At 46.8% G+C, this 15985-nt stretch carries 14 protein-coding genes and 1 pseudogene; 12 read left to right on the top strand and 3 right to left on the bottom strand.

All coding sequences use genetic code 11. The features are described from left to right. Positions 1-24: 24 nt before the first annotated feature. Both ABID13_RS28655 and ABID13_RS21220 read left to right on the top strand, forming a co-directional pair. Positions 25-90: pseudogene (locus tag ABID13_RS28655) on the top strand (Maff2 family mobile element protein); the annotation flags it as partial. Positions 91-184: 94 nt separating this feature from the next. Next, positions 185-1378 carry a glycoside hydrolase family 36 protein gene (locus ABID13_RS21220; protein WP_354021238.1) on the top strand — a complete coding sequence of 398 codons (1194 nt, stop codon included), beginning with the start codon at positions 185-187 and terminating at the stop codon, positions 1376-1378. Positions 1379-1650: 272 nt separating this feature from the next. Here the strand turns inward: ABID13_RS21220 and ABID13_RS21225 are convergent, their stop codons facing one another. Both ABID13_RS21225 and ABID13_RS21230 read right to left on the bottom strand, forming a co-directional pair. Then, entirely contained in the window at positions 1651-2145 is a 495-nt protein-coding gene (locus ABID13_RS21225; RefSeq protein WP_048930307.1) for a hypothetical protein, read from the bottom strand. Between the two features lie 11 nt (positions 2146-2156). Then, entirely contained in the window at positions 2157-3842 is a 1686-nt protein-coding gene (locus tag ABID13_RS21230) for a helix-turn-helix domain-containing protein (protein ID WP_007859359.1), read from the bottom strand. A 267-nt stretch (positions 3843-4109) separates the two neighbouring features. Between ABID13_RS21230 and ABID13_RS21235 the strand changes: the two genes are divergently transcribed. From ABID13_RS21235 to arcC, 7 genes are all read left to right on the top strand, one after another. Then, positions 4110-5471, top strand: a complete 1362-nt coding sequence (locus ABID13_RS21235) for a YjiH family protein (RefSeq protein ID WP_048930306.1) — start codon at positions 4110-4112, stop codon at positions 5469-5471. 17 nt (positions 5472-5488) lie between these two features. After that, positions 5489-5680 carry a hypothetical protein gene (locus tag ABID13_RS21240; RefSeq protein WP_007859357.1) on the top strand — a complete coding sequence of 64 codons (192 nt, stop codon included), beginning with the start codon at positions 5489-5491 and terminating at the stop codon, positions 5678-5680. A 201-nt stretch (positions 5681-5881) separates the two neighbouring features. Then, the gene (locus ABID13_RS21245; protein WP_045093963.1) at positions 5882-7399 is read left to right on the top strand and encodes a YfcC family protein; all 1518 of its coding nucleotides are present in this window, start codon (positions 5882-5884) and stop codon (positions 7397-7399) included. A 25-nt stretch (positions 7400-7424) separates the two neighbouring features. Further along, a complete protein-coding gene (locus tag ABID13_RS21250) occupies positions 7425-8423 on the top strand; it encodes an NAD(P)-dependent oxidoreductase (protein ID WP_048930305.1) in 999 nt (332 codons plus the stop codon). A gap of 69 nt (positions 8424-8492) precedes the next feature. Further along, the gene (locus ABID13_RS21255) at positions 8493-9614 is read left to right on the top strand and encodes a Rossmann-fold NAD(P)-binding domain-containing protein (RefSeq protein WP_007859345.1); all 1122 of its coding nucleotides are present in this window, start codon (positions 8493-8495) and stop codon (positions 9612-9614) included. Between the two features lie 14 nt (positions 9615-9628). Further along, entirely contained in the window at positions 9629-10900 is a 1272-nt protein-coding gene (locus tag ABID13_RS21260; protein ID WP_048930304.1) for an agmatine deiminase family protein, read from the top strand. A gap of 27 nt (positions 10901-10927) precedes the next feature. After that, positions 10928-11869 carry a carbamate kinase gene (gene arcC / locus ABID13_RS21265; protein ID WP_007859341.1) on the top strand — a complete coding sequence of 314 codons (942 nt, stop codon included), beginning with the start codon at positions 10928-10930 and terminating at the stop codon, positions 11867-11869. A gap of 240 nt (positions 11870-12109) precedes the next feature. Here arcC and ABID13_RS21270 read toward each other — a convergent pair whose 3' ends face one another. Then, the gene (locus ABID13_RS21270) at positions 12110-13141 is read right to left on the bottom strand and encodes a LacI family DNA-binding transcriptional regulator (protein ID WP_007859339.1); all 1032 of its coding nucleotides are present in this window, start codon (positions 13139-13141) and stop codon (positions 12110-12112) included. Between the two features lie 299 nt (positions 13142-13440). On the opposite strand from ABID13_RS21270, the gene ABID13_RS21275 reads away from it, so the two are divergent. From ABID13_RS21275 to ABID13_RS21285, 3 genes are read left to right on the top strand one after another with little or no spacing between them, the layout of a single operon-like run. Beyond that, positions 13441-14220 (top strand): SDR family oxidoreductase, encoded by a 780-nt coding sequence (locus ABID13_RS21275; protein ID WP_007859338.1) that lies wholly within the window; start codon positions 13441-13443, stop codon positions 14218-14220. 14 nt (positions 14221-14234) lie between these two features. Further along, a complete protein-coding gene (locus ABID13_RS21280) occupies positions 14235-15053 on the top strand; it encodes a transketolase (RefSeq protein WP_048930303.1) in 819 nt (272 codons plus the stop codon). After that, positions 15050-15985, top strand: coding sequence for a transketolase family protein (locus ABID13_RS21285; protein WP_048930302.1), 936 nt, complete (start codon positions 15050-15052; stop codon positions 15983-15985). Before ABID13_RS21280 ends, ABID13_RS21285 begins: the two co-directional genes overlap by 4 nt.

Consider the following 15985-nt stretch of genomic DNA (forward strand, 5'->3'; position numbering starts at 1 on the left):
TAACCGCCCGACCTATCCGACACAATGCGCAAGTGCCGGATAGGAACGGCAAAATTTTTTACACTTCTATTACTTCTTTATCGCACATCAGTAAATTGTCACCGTATGTAACACGGACTCCATCGACATCCTCACCGGACGGCTGACAGCGGCAGGACAGAAGGCGGCGGACAATGGACCCGGAATTGAACAGGAACTTCCCATGGTATTTAACGAATACTGCACCACATGGGGATGTCCGTCCCATGAGAACATTGTGGAGATATTACAAACAGTCAGGGAAAAGGGCTTTACCTATTTTGTGATCGATTGCGGGTGGTACAAGGAGGACGGTATTCCCTGGGATATCAGCATGGGGGATTACAATATTTCAAAGACACTGTTTCCGGGAGGGCTGGAACAGACCGTGAAGGCGATCAAGGAGGCAGGGCTGAAGCCGGGAATCTGGTTTGAGATTGAAAATGTGGGAAAGGCGTCCATGGCCTACCAGATGGAAGAACACCTCCTTCACCTGGACGGCAAAGTGCTGACCACCACCAGGCGCAGGTTCTGGGACATGAACGATCCGTGGGTGGAGGAGTACCTGAGCGAACGGGTGATCGGAATGCTTAAAAGATATGGGTTTGAGTATATGAAGATCGACTACAATGACACCATAGGAATGGGCTGTGACGGCACAGAGTCCATCGGGGAAGGCCTGCGGAAAAATGTGGAAAAAACCTATGGGTTTCTGGATAAGATCAAAAGGGAGATCCCCGGCATTGTTCTGGAAAACTGTGCGTCCGGCGGACACAGGCTGGAACCGCGCTTCATGGCAAGTACCAGCATGGCATCCTTTTCCGATGCCCATGAATGTGAGGAGATCCCCATTATCGCAGCCAACCTCCACCGGGCGATCCTGCCAAGACAGAGCCAGATCTGGGCCGTGATCCGGGAACAGGATTCCGGAAAACGGATCGCGTACTCTATGATAAATACATTTTTTGGAAGACTGTGCCTGTCCGGAGATGTGACAAGGCTGACGGAAAGCCAGTGGGAAGTCATTGACCGCGGAATGGAGTTTTACAAAAAGCTGGTGCCTATCATCAAGCATGGCCAGTCGTACCGCTTCGGACCTGCCGTAGACAGCATCCGCCATCCGAAGGGATGGCAGGCAGTGGTGCGCGTGGAAAGGGACGGCGGGCAGGCCTGTGTTATCCTTCACACATTTGACGGCAGCCTGCCGGAACGGATCAGCATAGACCTGCCCCAAGGGTGCCCGGAGACTGTACAGGATATGTATTCGGATACGGATGAGGCGGTCACTGTGGAACAAGGCTGTCTGTGCTGGATGCCTTCTGATAACAGGAAGGCGGTGGCGGTGCTGCTTGGGATGTAATGATTAATAAGTGTACTCTCGGAGTCTCCTCGGCACCCATGTTTGCGGCTGATTTTCCGCCAGTCGCACACAAATTTAATCAACGTACACACCGTGTACCCTTCATAAATTGGTGCACAACTGACAAAAAATCATCTCACAAATCTGAGTACCAGGAGATTCCGAGAGTACACATAAATGTTTAGTAACAAAAACACATACCATTCCAGGGATATCTGTGCGGAATGATATGTGTTTTTTTATTGCCAGCATGACCAAAATTGAAAGGCTTTTTAGATAATCCCTCCATCTTCCCTATCTGTCTTATTCACAAAATCCAAGTGATATAGTTTTTCCCAATGGTTAATATTTAAGGTTCCCCTTGTGAGATGAATTGCTAAAATGCAGCAATTTTCATCCTTTTCATTGTTCGCCATATCGTACCAGTTAGCAAAAGCTGTACGAAGTTTTGTTCTTATTTCTGCATTTTGGGGGTCAAGTGCCCAACCAAGGCTTTCCCCTACTCCCATAGCAGTAAACATCTCCGAGGAGAGCGCAACCGCAACCTCGGCATTTTGTTCTATTTGCAACATTTTATTTGATTTTCCATATGTAACAATATAAAATGTGCAGTCTTCATAATAGGCATCCACACAACGGACAGCCGGGCGAGGCTTTCCGTTAGTACCCGATTCCCGGGCGATCGTTGCAAGGGAAATAAGATTATCTTTTCCGTTACCAAACTTCTCATCAAGTAATTTTAATCCTTCTTCGTACATACTCGTCATTATAATGTCTCCTACCTATAATGTGAAAAATAATCAAACTGATTCAACAGGATTGTAAGGCGAAGCCCAATAATACTGTCAAGATTAGAGAAGCTGACATGGATCAGGTTCTCTATTTTTGCGATCCTGGCATGGAGGGTGTTGACATGGATGAATAGCTTTTCGCTTGTTATTTTATAGGAAAGCTCATTGGAGAAAAAGTATTCCAGGGTAAGATACAGGTCCGAGGAATGCTTTTTGTCGTAATCCACAATGGGTTTTAAATAGGATTGATACAGTTCATTGAGGTAGGCGTCATTGATATTGCCGTTGCTGTCGGTGAACAGTTTGATGATCCCCAATTCCCCGTATACCAAAAGACACACATTGTCCTGTTTGTTTTTTGCGTAATTGATGGTAAAAGCAGCTTCATTAAAGGCCCTTCTCAGATCCCAGTAATGGTGCAGGTCACTGATCCCCATGATGAAATGGGAGGAATTAAAATAGGTGGAAAGGGCATCGTATAACTGTGCGCCCATGGCCTTGATGGAGGGGACCTTGTCATCGATCAGGATGACCCATTGTTCCTTATATAAAAAGACCAGGAATTTATTATTGTATAACTTGATATGTTTTAAATGATTGATAAATCCGGTCAGCAGTCCCACATTGTTAAAGATATTTAAGTCCTTGCGGCTGTTGATCAAAAGCAGGTAATAGCTGCCGCTGAGCTCCGTGTTCAGGCTCAGGCCGATCTGCTTTTTTCGGGCGCGGTCTTCGTGGGACATATCCAGGAGACTTTCAAAAACAACACTTTTAAAATAATAATTTGATTTCTCGAATTCAGCGGTAATACTGTTTTTCAGAGAATAGATGGACTCGATGGTCTCCAGCCTGCAGATCAACTCCGGGGGCAGTGTCTCCGCGAAGGAGCGGTATTTTACAATGATAAAAAATGCGGAGGTAAACTTTGAAATATGGGAGGGAATGATAAAATACTGATACTCCCCGTTAATGGCAGTGTCCTGGTATCTGTAGCCGTTCATTGTGACGCCGTTAAAGTTCTCGCCAATGGGAATGCGGTGGTGCAGGGCGCTGACCCTCAGGTTATACAGTTCCGTGTTCCAGTTATTATCGTTTGAGCTGTCCTGAAGCCGCAGGTTGTAGTCTGCAATGGCGATGGTGATCTGTGTCAGGTTGTGTACGATCTCACACAGACTGTTGAGGGTATAGTTTTTGGACAGGTAATTGATGATGGAGTTCTGGAAATTCTGGTTCTCAACAAGGTACTGCGTCTGATTGTTGATGACCAGATTCTGGATCAGGACGATCATATCACGCCACGGAACATTGTCCTCTATAAATATAAGAGGAATATGATAATTCATCAATAAGTTTTTCTGTTCCGTGGTAATATATTCTTCATACAGCTTATGTGTGATGACACCGGAGATCTGCTTCTGGTGCAGGGTATTGATGAACTTTTCGGTGAGGCAGGTGCGCATAAAACGGCTTATGATCAGGATATCTCCTTCATGGAGCCAGTCGTCAATATCCTCCACATCCATAACGGTTGCGCTTTTTATGACACGCTGAAGTCCCTGTTGTGTTATGACCGTATCACAGGAATACATTTGCTTTGTATTGAGAAGATCCCTTATGGAAACCTCCTTGAAATCATTGTGAAACGTATACTTTAATGAATTATCTCCCATCATATCCACCGCCTTATCTGAGATTATATCATTGTTCCCTGAACATGCAAAGATGATAATTTAAACTTAAATAGAAAAGACCGGAAAATGAATTGGTGATTCATATAAAAACAAAACTGTAATTTTGTAGATATACACAATAGAAAAAACAGTATCAACAGATTATACTGGTTTTAAAAATCAGACCTCTCAGCGGGGCGGAACATAGAATCATCACGTAGAATCATTACATAGAATTGTCACTTAGAATCATCACATAGGAGAAACGATATGGAGAGCCAAGGCAACAGAACGTATACTTTACAGGAGTTATGCAGATTTCTTATCCCGTCTGTATTGGGAACAGTGATCTTTCTGCTTCCCATCCAGTGGCAGGGGAATATGACCATACTCATTGGCATCATTACGGATCTCATGCAAAAGCTGTTAGCCCCTGTGATCACCACTGTGGTGGTAGCAGCCATTGTCCTGTCGGCAGTATGCTCCACTGTCAGACGGTTCCTGAAGCCGGCCTGGATCGTGGAAAGTGAACGCTGGAACAGCCTTTTTTCCTGTAATACGTTCTATTATGTATGCCGTGTTCTGGGAGCTGTGTTTGCGGTCATGGTTTACTTTGGAGCTGGCTTTCATGTTGTGGTCTCTCCGGATACAGGCGGGACCATGTTGAATCTGCTCAAGACCATTACCGTGTGGTTTATGGCAGCGGCATTTCTGATTCCGCTGCTGACGGATTTCGGGATCATGGACTATGTGGGGACCATGCTGCGCAGGGTGACCAGGCCGGTATTCCGCCTGCCGGGAAGGGCGGCGGTGGATCTGCTGGCCTCATGGCTGGGGAGCAATACGGTGGGGGCGGTCCTAACCATTAAGCAGTACGAGCGTGGATATTACACGGCCAGAGAGGCTATTGTGATCGCGTGCTGCTTTTCCGCCGTATCCCTGCCATTCAGCCTGGTGATCGCTGCCATGATCGGAGTGGATCATCTGTTTGTTCCCTTTTATCTCATTGTCACAATTACCGGAGTGTTGAGCGCGGCCGTTATGATCCGGATCCCGCCCCTTTGCCTGTATCCGGAGGAGTTCTGCCCGGACGTGGGCAAGCAGGTGAAGGAGGAAGAACTGGAAGGATACACCATGCACCAGTGGGCATTGAAGCTGGCTGTTGAGAAGGCGGCAAAGGGACCCGGGCTGAAACAGATCCTGGTCAGCGGACTGGATACATTTATGGGGATCGTGTTCCAGACAGCGCCCATTGTAATGGCCTTCGGAACCATTGCCTGCATGGTGGAGGCGTATACACCGGTATTTGAATGGCTGTCCATTCCCTTTGGATACTATCTGCAGTTACTTGGGATTGAGGATGCCTTTTCTGTGGCGCCTGCAACCATTATCGGGTTTATCGACATGTTCCTGCCCTCCATTCTGCTGGCAGGGGTGGGGAGCTTAAAAACAAGATTTGTATTGGGCGCATTGTCGTTGGTCCAGATCATATATATCACCGAGATCGGTTCCATCCTGATCTCCTCAAAGGTGCCGGTCAAACTAAAGGATCTCTGCTGTATATTCTTAGAGAAAACGGTGCTGGCATTGCCGATCATTATTTTGCTGACAAAAATGTTCCGATTATTTTAGGTGAGGTTATAGATAGTATGATAAAAAGAGAATCCAGATGGAAACTTTTAAAAATTGTTCTGATCCTTTATATGGTGTACGCCGCCGTTCGGATGGTATTTTACGGACAGGGTAGCTTGCAAAGCGTTATATTTGACCTGGGCAGGATTGTGCTGCTGGTGCTGTTATTGTGGTGGCTTAATACCAGATCCGCGCCGCCTGGGGAATGAATCTGTATGAGTATATAGAATGGGACTGTTGCCTTGACAGTCTCATTTTTTTGATATTTTCACGTTGGTGATTCATACATTCTTTTGATCGTGACTTTGTATGTCCGACCAATGTATTTCCGGACCCATTTCCCCTAAAATAAAATCACGCAATGCAGTACTGGAAAATGCAAACAAAAAGAAGAGGAAGGTGAATTAAAAATGGGAGGAACCCAAAAGAAGAAAAAGGAAAAGAAGGGCCTGAATTCGTATGTTGTTATATTTGCAGTCATTGTGCTGATGGCCCTTCTGACCTGGTTTGTACCTGGCGGAGAATACGAACTGGATGAAGCCGGTTATGCAATTGCAGGAACGTACAGGGAACTGCCCGCCAATCCCCAGGGACTGTGGGATGTGATCACGGCGCCGATCACGGGCATGGTGGGGAATGGAGCCGTGAGCGGAGCTATCTCCATTTCCCTTTACATCATGCTTTTCGGAAGTTTCCTGAAGATGATGGAAGAGACAGGTGTGATCGGATATGCGCTGACATCCGTGGCAAAGAAATTTCAGGAAAAACCATATGTGCTGATAACCATTCTGGTGTTTATCCTGTCGTTCCTTGGCACATCCCAGGGGGCATATGAGGAATGCGCCATCTATGTATCCTTATTCCTGCCAATATTCCTGGCCATGGGTATGGATACAATCACGGTTGTGATGATTTCCGTATTTGGTACGCAGATCGGATGTGCGGCATCGGCGATCAACCCCTTTTCCACAGGCATTGCTTCGGATATTGCGGGAATATCCTTTGGAGATGGTATCATTCCCAGATTGATCCTCTTCTTTGTACTGTCAGGTACGGTTGCGGCCCTGATCAGTCTTTATGCAAAGAAGGTTCAGGCCAATCCCGAAAAATCCGTGCAGTTTTACCGCCGGAATGAGGATCTGGAAGCTTTTGGAAACGCTGAGGAAAACAGCGGCACATCAAACAATGTGAAGCATATGACCGGGCTTGTGGTCGTATTTATCATGACCTTTGTGATCATGCTGCTGGCATTGTTCCCATGGACTTCCATCAACGAACATTTTACATTCTTTACATCCGTTGCAGAGTGGATCAACACAACTCCCATTATCAGCACCGTGATCGGAAGCAATGTGGTGGCGTTCGGCGACTGGTACTTTACGGAACTGACAGCCCTTATGCTGGTGATGTGCCTGATCGCAGGATTTATGGCAGGATATGATCTGGACAGGATCATCAACATAATCATCAAAGGTGCGGCGGAGCTTGTGTCAACAGCATTGATCGTTCCCATGGCACGCGGCATCCAGGTGATCATGACCTCGGGAAATATCACATCCACCATCCTTCATGCAACAGAAGTGACGCTCGGCTCCCTGCCGGTGGTGATTTTTGTGATCCTGGCATTTGTTATCTATCTGATATTTGCCTGCTTTCTCCCCAGTTCCACGGGACTTGCGGGAGCTACCATCTCGGTTATGGTGCCCCTTGGCACATTTGCAGGAGTACCGCCCTATGTAATGATCATCATCTATAACTTTGCCCTTGGCATTGCCAAGATGTTTACACCAACCTCCATTGCGGTCATGACCTGTACGCAATACGCAAAGATTGATTACATGTCGTGGGTCAAAGCGGTCTGGAAACCCCTGGTTGTGATCTTCCTGGTGTGTCTGGCATTTGCGCTGGGACTGACGCTGATGGGTTAAGGCAGGATTGCCGGAAGGGGAAGATATGAAGATATTGATTGCAGATTATGCAGAACTGTTAATGCCCACACACGATCTGGAAACCCAAGTCTTAAAGGACGGGCTGGGGGAGGAGTGTGAGGTGGAAGTATACGAGTACACGGATGAAAAGCGGGATGAGTTTTATGAAAGGCTTTCCGGGGCGGACGCCCTGCTCACCGGTTTTATTGAGATGGATGCAGAGGCCATGGACCATGCCCCCGGCCTGAAGGTGATATCCATCAATGCAACCGGTTATGACAAGGTGGATCTGGCTGAGGCAAACCGCCGTCATATTGGAGTGTGCCCTGTGGGGGAGTACTGCACCATTGACGTTGCGGAGCATACGATCTGTGTCATGCTTGCACTGGTTAAAAACCTGAAACATTACATGCATGCGCTGGAACGTGACCACAACTGGGATTATCAGATCGTGGAGCCTAATAAAAGGATCAAGAATATGACACTGGGCATCTTTGGCCTTGGAAAGATCGGGACAGCGGTTGCTCTGCGTGCACAGGCCCTGGGAATGGATGTCATGGCCTATGACAGATATGTAAGTCCCACATACGCGGAAGATTTTGGAGTAAAGCTGGCGGACTCCCCGGAGGATATATATGAGGAGGCGGATGTGATCTCAAATCACATGAGCCTGACAGAGGGAAATCACGATCTCTTTAACATAGACGCATTCCGCAGGATGAGAAAACATCCTTATTTCATAAATGCGGGCAGGGGCGCTTCGGTGGTGGAAGCAGATCTTAAGCAGGCCCTTGATGAGGGGCTGATCAAAGGCGCCGCCCTTGACACTATCCGGGATGAGAGACCGGAACATATCGCACAGAACCCCCTCCTTGGAAGGGATGATGTCATCATAACGCCCCACACCGCGTTTTATTCCACCTCTTCGGTGGAAGACCTGGAGCGGACGTCAGCAATGAACATTGTACATTATCTAAATGGAAATTTGGATCAAGTATTCAAACTGGTTACAAAGCGGCGGTAAACACAGAAAAACTGAAAAAGTACAGATAACACTGGAATAAAAGGAAACAAAAAAAGGAGACAAGAAAAAATGGCAATATCATTAAAAGGAAGAAACTTTTTTGCACTGGAGGATTTTACACCGGAGGAGATCCGGTATCTTCTGGACCTGGCGATCCGGCTGAAAAAGGAGAGCAGGGAACACATCAAACATCAGGACTATATCGGGGAGGACTTTCTGCTGCTGTTTGAGATGAACTCCACACGTACACGCTGTGCATTTGAGACATCTGCAAATGATCTGGGGATGGGGACCACGTTCCTTTCCAATTCCCATTTTGGAAACACGGAGACAATCAAGGATTCCATGAGAGTATTCAGTGAGATGTACAGCGCCATCGGATACAGGGGGGCAAAGCACAGCACGCTGTTGGAAATGGCAAAGGACAGCGCGGTCCCCATTATCAATGGTTACACAGACCATCAGCACCCCACTCAGATGCTGGCAGACGCCATGACTTTGGATGAAGTCTGGGGACGTGAGAATTACAAGGGAAAGACCCTGTGCTTTATCGGACGGGGCGGCGCCGTGAACTCCTTCTCATATGGCGTTATGTGTGCTATGCTGGGTATGAACTTTACTTACATTACATCTTACATGGAAATGGATGAGGCATTAGAGGGACTGACAGCGGCAGAGAAGGCTACCTTCCGCAAGTTTGTGCCCGAGGGTGTGGTAAGCCCCAACTGGGATACGAAAATGGATGCCAGAAAACGTAAGATCGTGGAAGATTTGTTTGCGAAATACAGCCCCCAGTGCAAATTTATTGAAACAGATGATATCAATGCCATCAAGGGCGTGGATGTGATTACAACAGAGAACTGGGGATTTTTCACAGATCCTGTTGAGACATGGCTTCCGGGAATCGTGCGTTTCCGCCCCTACCAGGTGAACAGGGAACTGTTGGAGCGCACGGAAAATCCGGATTGTATTGTAATCCACATGCTGCCCTCCACCCATAATATGGACCATGCATCAGGACAGAAGCTGCTGTCCGTGATCGAGGACCCGGATCTGCGTGAGTTCCTTAAGGGCGGAATGGAAGTGACGGATGAAGTCTTTGAGCAGAACGCAGCATACATTTTCCAGGAAGCAGGAAACAGAAAACATACCATTAAGGCTGTTATAAAAGCAGTGTTAGGTGAGAGATAGAGGAGGAATCGGTTATGGACATATTAAAATACAGAGGATTGGATTACAGTGATTTTCGCGTACCGGGAGAATTTGAGCCACAGGAATATGTGATCCTGGGATGGCCGGCAATGGCGGAGTGCATTAAAGGATACAGTCTGCACAAAGCATTTGCACAGCTGATCAAGATCATGGTGGAGCAGGCGGAGGGCGTGACCGTGTACGTGAACTGCCCGGATCCGGCGCGTGTGGAAAGCTGCAAAAAGGCATTGGCAGAGGAAGATGTGGATATTGAGCAGGTTGTGATCACCACTTATCCGGACGGCAGCAACTGGACAAGGGATTACGGCCCCGACATTATGGTGGATGACAAAGGGCACCGTCTCCTGGCCAACCCAAGGTTTAACATGTACGGACAGAGCACCATTGACAGTGTGACCTCCACCCTGTGCGCAAAATTTGCTCCCCATCTCGCCCTTGAGATCGGCTGCAGGGATTTCCTCAATTCCACATTGATCACAGAAGGCGGGGATAAGGAATTCAACGGAAACGGCGTGCTGATGGCATTGCGGGACACCGAAGTGACCAAGAGAAATCCCCATATGTCCACAGAGGAAGTGGAGGAGGAGTTAAAGCGGCTGTTTAACTTAAAGAAAGTGCTCTGGCTGGAGAAAGGTGTCTTTGATGATGAGCTTACCACCTCGGGAGTGCTGGATTATGTGGATGGGGAACCGGTTTACCGTTCATCTTCCGCCAATGGCCATATGGACGAGTTTGCCAGATTTGTGGGACCAAATACCATTCTTCTCACCGAGATCACGGAGGAGGAGGCTGCCAAGCTGAATTCACACCGCATTACAAAAGAGCGATGCGATGCCGCATACGAGGTCCTGAAAAATGCAACGGACGCGGAAGGTAATCCATATAAGATCGTGCGCATGCCTGCGCCGGAGCCCTTCTATGTATATTCCAAACCGGGCGACTGGATCAATGATACATGGTCCTGCCGTTATGGGGAAGGAAATGACTTCCTGGATGACGGGACCCCCATGCCCACAGGAGATATGATCATGCAGCCCGCCTTAAGCTACGTCAATTTCCTGATTCTCAACAATATTGTGATCGCGCAGAATTACTGGGAGGAAGGCAGGCCGGAAAGCATCAGGGAACGGGATAAGCAGGCTCTGGCCGTCCTGCAGGAGGTATTCCCGGACAGAAAGATCGTGCCATTTGTAAGTACGGCCCTGAACATCCGCGGCGGCGGTGTGCACTGCGCCACAAAGAATGTGGGAAAGGCGTCCAAGTAGGGCGAATGAGACTAAAGAGGTGAGATCATGTCAAAAATAGTAATCGCCCTGGGCGGAAACGCCCTTCAGTCCAAGAACAGTAAGCCCACCTCAGAGGGACAGCTGGAGGTGGTAAGGCATACCTGCGAGAGACTGGCTGAAATCAGTGCACAGGGCTATGAGATGAGTATTGTCCATGGCAACGGCCCCCAGGTGGGCAGGATCCTTCTGGCCTTTGAGGCTGCCAGGGATGTGACGCCTGCCATGCCCTTTGATGTGTGCGGCGCCATGAGCCAGGGCTACATCGGATACCATATTCAGCAGGCATTAAAGTATGCGCTCAGCGTCAGGAACAAGCACTGTCCGGTTGTGACCGTTGCCACGCAGCTTGTGGTTGACAAAGACGATAAGGCCTTTGAAAACCCTACAAAACCCATCGGTCCTTTTTACACAGAGGAGGAGGCAAAGCAGCTGATGCAGGAAAAGGGATACGCCATGAAAGAGGACGCGGGAAGGGGATGGCGCAGAGTGGTCGCCTCCCCCACTCCCCGGAAGATCGTGGAGATCGATGCGATCAAGAACCTTTGGAAATCTACGATCGTGGTTTCCTGCGGAGGAGGCGGCATCCCGGTAGTTGAGAACCCTGACGGAACGCTGGAAGGAGTGGCTGCCGTGATCGATAAGGATTTTGCGGCGGAACTTCTGGCAGAGCAGGTGGATGCGGATATCATGATGATCCTGACCGAGGTGGAAAAGGTTGCTGTGAACTGGGGCAAGCCGGATCAGAGGAGCCTGGACAAGATGAGCTTGAAGGAGGCGGCCCGGTATGTGGAGGAAGGGCAGTTTGCCCCGGGAAGTATGCTTCCCAAGGTAGAGGCATGTATGAAGTTTGTGCGCCAGAACCCGCAGAAAAAAGCCATCATCACCAGTCTGGATAAGGCATTGGAGGCCCTGGAGTGTAAGACCGGGACCGTGATCACGTTCGCGTAAGGTCATGCGGGGGTGGGGGTGGACGCCTTTTTGGTTGGTGTTGGATGGTTGCGGGGAGATTTCTGTTAAGAATCTCCGGGCTCTAGGAGGATTTTTAAGTCGGGACACCAAATGATCAATGATACGGCCCAATGTCTCCATAACCAGTGATAGTGTTAAAAATAAAGAGGCTTTCTACGATTTTTGTAGAAGGCCTCTTTGGTTTTGCTATCATAATATTTCCCGATTTTTAGATATACTTTATCGATTCAAATCCTGTACTGACTCTCGTTTGATCAACTGCGTTCCAATACGTATTTTAATAGAACGTCCCCGTGGTTTACCATTATCGCCCTTTTCTATCAGAGAAAGGATACAATCTACTGCTTCTGCTCCGAAGGAATGGCGGGGAACATTGACAGATGTGAGTTTGGGTGAAGAAAGCTCACAAATTGGGCGGTCATTAAAGCCAACAATGGAAATATCCTCAGGAATGCGTATCCCTTTTTCTAATAATGCTCTCATCACGCCGGTAGCCATGGTGTCATCATCTGTTACAAAGGCAGTGGGAAGCTTTGAGGAACTATTGAGATAATGTTTAAAATCCTGATAACTGCCCTCTTCTGTATACTGGACTTTAAAAATAAAACTGGAATCTAGTTCAAGGTTAAAGTGTTTCATAGCATCCTGGTATCCGCGCGTCCTCTCGCCGAAGCTGCTAATGAAAACATTACTTTGAAGATATCCGATATGCCGATGTCCCATTTGATACAAATGGTCAATCGCCTGAAAAGTTCCCATGCTATTATTGATGGATACAGTATTTATATTCAGATGCGTGAAATCATTATCAATTGCAACATAAGGCTGCTTTAATTTTTTAAAACAATCAATATCATCATCTAACATCTCTGTAGCAAAAATAATGAAACCTTTGGCATTCATCTGATTTAAATTTTCTATTTGATTATCGATAGGACTTTTCTTATCTACTGTGGTCAATAGTATATGATACCCATATTCCCTGGCATGGCTTTCGATACTTTCAGTCAGCAGAAGAAAGAACGGATGTTGGTTTAGTATTTTGCCATGACGTTTATATATGACAAAACAAAGATTATTTTCCGCAATTATGGTTTGCGGCTGCTTGATTAAATGGGAATATCCCAATTCCTCCAGCTGCCTGATCACCCGCTCACGTGTTGTATCGGAAACACCGGATTTGTGATTCACAATTAATGATAATGCGGCTGGAGATATATTCAGTTGACGTGCTAACTCCCTATTTGTCATATGCTGACTCCTATTTTAAAAGATTTCGTGGTTCTATTATAAATTTTTTATGAAAGAATGTCAATGGAATAACTAAATAAAATAAATAGTTTAGTTAGATGACTAAACGCAATTGGGAAAGTAGTACATTCTAAAACACTGGATGTTAAAAGAATAACAAATAAAGAGGCAATAAATAGTACAAAATGCACAAATAAAGCATGAGATATTTATAAATAATATCAATTTACAATTGAATGGTTTAGAAATATAATTGAACCATTCAATAAATAATTTATAAGAAGGAAGGAGATTTTAGTATGATTCAGTATGAAAAAGCAACGGGAGAGTTTAAGCTGAATGGCAAAACCGCAATTGTAACTGGTGGAGCAGGGGGGATTGGAGAGGCAACTGCCCGCATGTATGCATCTAAGGGAGTTAAACTGGTTTTAGCAGATATGAAGGATACTGTGAGCGAGGTAGCTGCGAGGATTGCAGAGGAATACCATACTCAAGCGATTGGTATCCAGTGTGACTTGACAAAACCGGAAGAAGTTGACCGTGTGGTCGAAACTGCAATTGAAACTTTTGGTGAGATTAATATATTAGCCAATGTTGCGGGCCGGGTGGATTTGGATAACGCGGAAGATATTGATTTTGCGTTGGTTGAAAATCAGATGAATGTAAATGCATTCAGCGTGTTCCGTTTGACTCAGAAGGTTGGAAAGACTATGATCAAGCAGGGAAAAGGCGGAAAAATTGTATGTGTCACTTCTCAGGCAGATTTCATTGCCATTGATAAACATGTGGGATATACCATGAGTAAGGCGGCCTTGGTTGGAATGATTAAAGTAATGGCCTTGGAATGGGCTGAGTTTGGTATTAATGTCAATGGTGTGGCGCCAACAGTAGTCCGTACCTATATGGGGGACCGGGCTTGGCAGGGGAAGGTGAAGGATGACATGATCAAGGCGATCCCAGCCCATCGGTTTGCAGAGGTGGATGAAATTGCGGCGGCAATTTTGTTCTTATCTTGTAATGAATCCAACATGATTACCGGTGAAGATCTGGTGGTAGATGGCGGATTTACAATTCGATAAAATAGGAGGCATTTATGGAAGGACTGCAAAAAAAAGCATATGAAATCCGCAGGGATTTGATTGAAATGGTTCACAATTCGGCGGCCGGCCATGTGGGCGGTGATCTTAGTGTAGCTGATATCCTGACTGTGTTGTATTTCCAGATCATGAATGTATCTCCGGATAAGCAGGATGATCCAGACCGTGACCGTTTTATATTAAGTAAAGGACATTGTGCTGATGCTTTGTACTGCGTCCTTGGAGAAAAGGGCTATTTTAACAAAGAGGAAGCCATTAAAACTTTTAGCCAATATAGAAGCAGATACATAGGACATCCTAATACAGATGTTCCTGGAATTGAAATGAATTCCGGCTCCCTCGGGCATGGTATATCAGCAGGAGTAGGGATGGCCTTGGCAGCGAAAATGGACCAAAGACCATACCGGACTTATGTAGTAGTGGGGGATGGGGAACTGGATGAAGGTTCCAACTATGAAGGGATGATGGCAGCCAGCCATTACAGGTTAGATAATTTGTGTGTAACGATAGATTTAAACCGCCTTCAAATCAGTGGGACAACTAATGATGTAATGTGCAGTCACAGCCTTTCGGATAAGTTTAAAGCCTTTGGATTTCATGTGATTGAAGTGGAAGACGGAAACGACTGTGAACAACTGGTGGAAGCATATGAGGCTGCAGCGTCATATAGGGGAAAACCTACGGCTGTCATAGCCCATACTGTAAAAGGCAAGGGGATTCCCTATATGGAAAATGATGTGTCCTGGCACCATGGAGTGATGACGGAAGAACAGTATCAAAAGGCGGTTCAGGAACTGGAGGAGCTGATGTCATGAATAAAATAACTAACAGGCAGGCCATCTGCGATACATTAATGGAGGCGGCAAAAACAGATAAGGATATTGTGGTGCTGTGTTCAGATTCTAGGGGATCCGCATCGCTGGCTCCATTTTTTAAACAATATCCCAAACAGTGTGTGGAGGTTGGAATTGCTGAGCAGAACCTTGTGACGATTGCTGCAGGCCTGGCATCATGTGGAAAAAAATCGTTTGCTGTATCACCTGCCAGTTTCCTGTCCACCCGAAGTTATGAACAGGCAAAGGTGGACGTGGCTTATTCCGGTAATAATGTCACATTGGTTGGTATCAGCGGGGGGATAAGTTATGGGGCTTTGGGGATGACCCATCATTCTTGTCAGGATGTAGCGGCTTTTACAGCCTTGCCTGGGATGAGGGTCTACATGCCAAGTGACCGGTTTCAGACCGCTGTTCTCATCAAAACGCTGCTGGAGGATGATAAACCGGCATATATAAGGGTGAGTCGATCCGCAACAGAAGATGTATATGACGATTCCACAGATTTTTCATTAGACAAAGCACAAGTCATAAAAGAAGGGCAGGATGTATTGATCATAGCTTGTGGAGAGATGGTTCCCAATGCCTTGCAGGCGGCCGGAAAGCTGGAGGCGGATGGAATACGTGCGAGTGTCATTGATATGTACTGCCTGAAGCCATTTGATGAAAAGACATTGCTGGAATATGCAGATAGAGTCAGACTGGTGGTAACGGTTGAGGAGCATTCTCCGTATGGCGGACTGGGGAGTCTTACAGCTTTGACATTGGCCCGGCATAATCCAAAACATGTGCTTCAGATTGCATTGCCAGATGGACACATTGTGGCAGGAACCAATAAAGAAGTATTTGCTTTCTATGGAATGGATGCGGATGGGATTGCAAAACAGATAAAGCGGGCAGTAAAAGAGGTGTAG

Origin of the sequence: Enterocloster citroniae, assembly GCF_040545455.1 — a bacterium.
Lineage (GTDB): Bacteria > Bacillota > Clostridia > Lachnospirales > Lachnospiraceae > Enterocloster > Enterocloster citroniae.

Excerpts from the sequence above, each read along its gene's own strand:
- ABID13_RS21225 (WP_048930307.1), bottom strand. The coding sequence starts at position 2,145 with ATGACGAGTATGTACGAAGAAGGATTAAAATTACTTGATGAGAAGTTT.
- ABID13_RS21230 (WP_007859359.1), bottom strand. The coding sequence starts at position 3,842 with ATGATGGGAGATAATTCATTAAAGTATACGTTTCACAATGATTTCAAG.
- ABID13_RS21235 (WP_048930306.1), top strand. The coding sequence starts at position 4,110 with ATGGAGAGCCAAGGCAACAGAACGTATACTTTACAGGAGTTATGCAGA.
- ABID13_RS21240 (WP_007859357.1), top strand. The coding sequence starts at position 5,489 with ATGATAAAAAGAGAATCCAGATGGAAACTTTTAAAAATTGTTCTGATC.
- ABID13_RS21245 (WP_045093963.1), top strand. The coding sequence starts at position 5,882 with ATGGGAGGAACCCAAAAGAAGAAAAAGGAAAAGAAGGGCCTGAATTCG.
- ABID13_RS21250 (WP_048930305.1), top strand. The coding sequence starts at position 7,425 with ATGAAGATATTGATTGCAGATTATGCAGAACTGTTAATGCCCACACAC.
- ABID13_RS21255 (WP_007859345.1), top strand. The coding sequence starts at position 8,493 with ATGGCAATATCATTAAAAGGAAGAAACTTTTTTGCACTGGAGGATTTT.
- ABID13_RS21260 (WP_048930304.1), top strand. The coding sequence starts at position 9,629 with ATGGACATATTAAAATACAGAGGATTGGATTACAGTGATTTTCGCGTA.
- arcC (WP_007859341.1), top strand. The coding sequence starts at position 10,928 with ATGTCAAAAATAGTAATCGCCCTGGGCGGAAACGCCCTTCAGTCCAAG.
- ABID13_RS21270 (WP_007859339.1), bottom strand. The coding sequence starts at position 13,141 with ATGACAAATAGGGAGTTAGCACGTCAACTGAATATATCTCCAGCCGCA.
- ABID13_RS21275 (WP_007859338.1), top strand. The coding sequence starts at position 13,441 with ATGATTCAGTATGAAAAAGCAACGGGAGAGTTTAAGCTGAATGGCAAA.
- ABID13_RS21280 (WP_048930303.1), top strand. The coding sequence starts at position 14,235 with ATGGAAGGACTGCAAAAAAAAGCATATGAAATCCGCAGGGATTTGATT.
- ABID13_RS21285 (WP_048930302.1), top strand. The coding sequence starts at position 15,050 with ATGAATAAAATAACTAACAGGCAGGCCATCTGCGATACATTAATGGAG.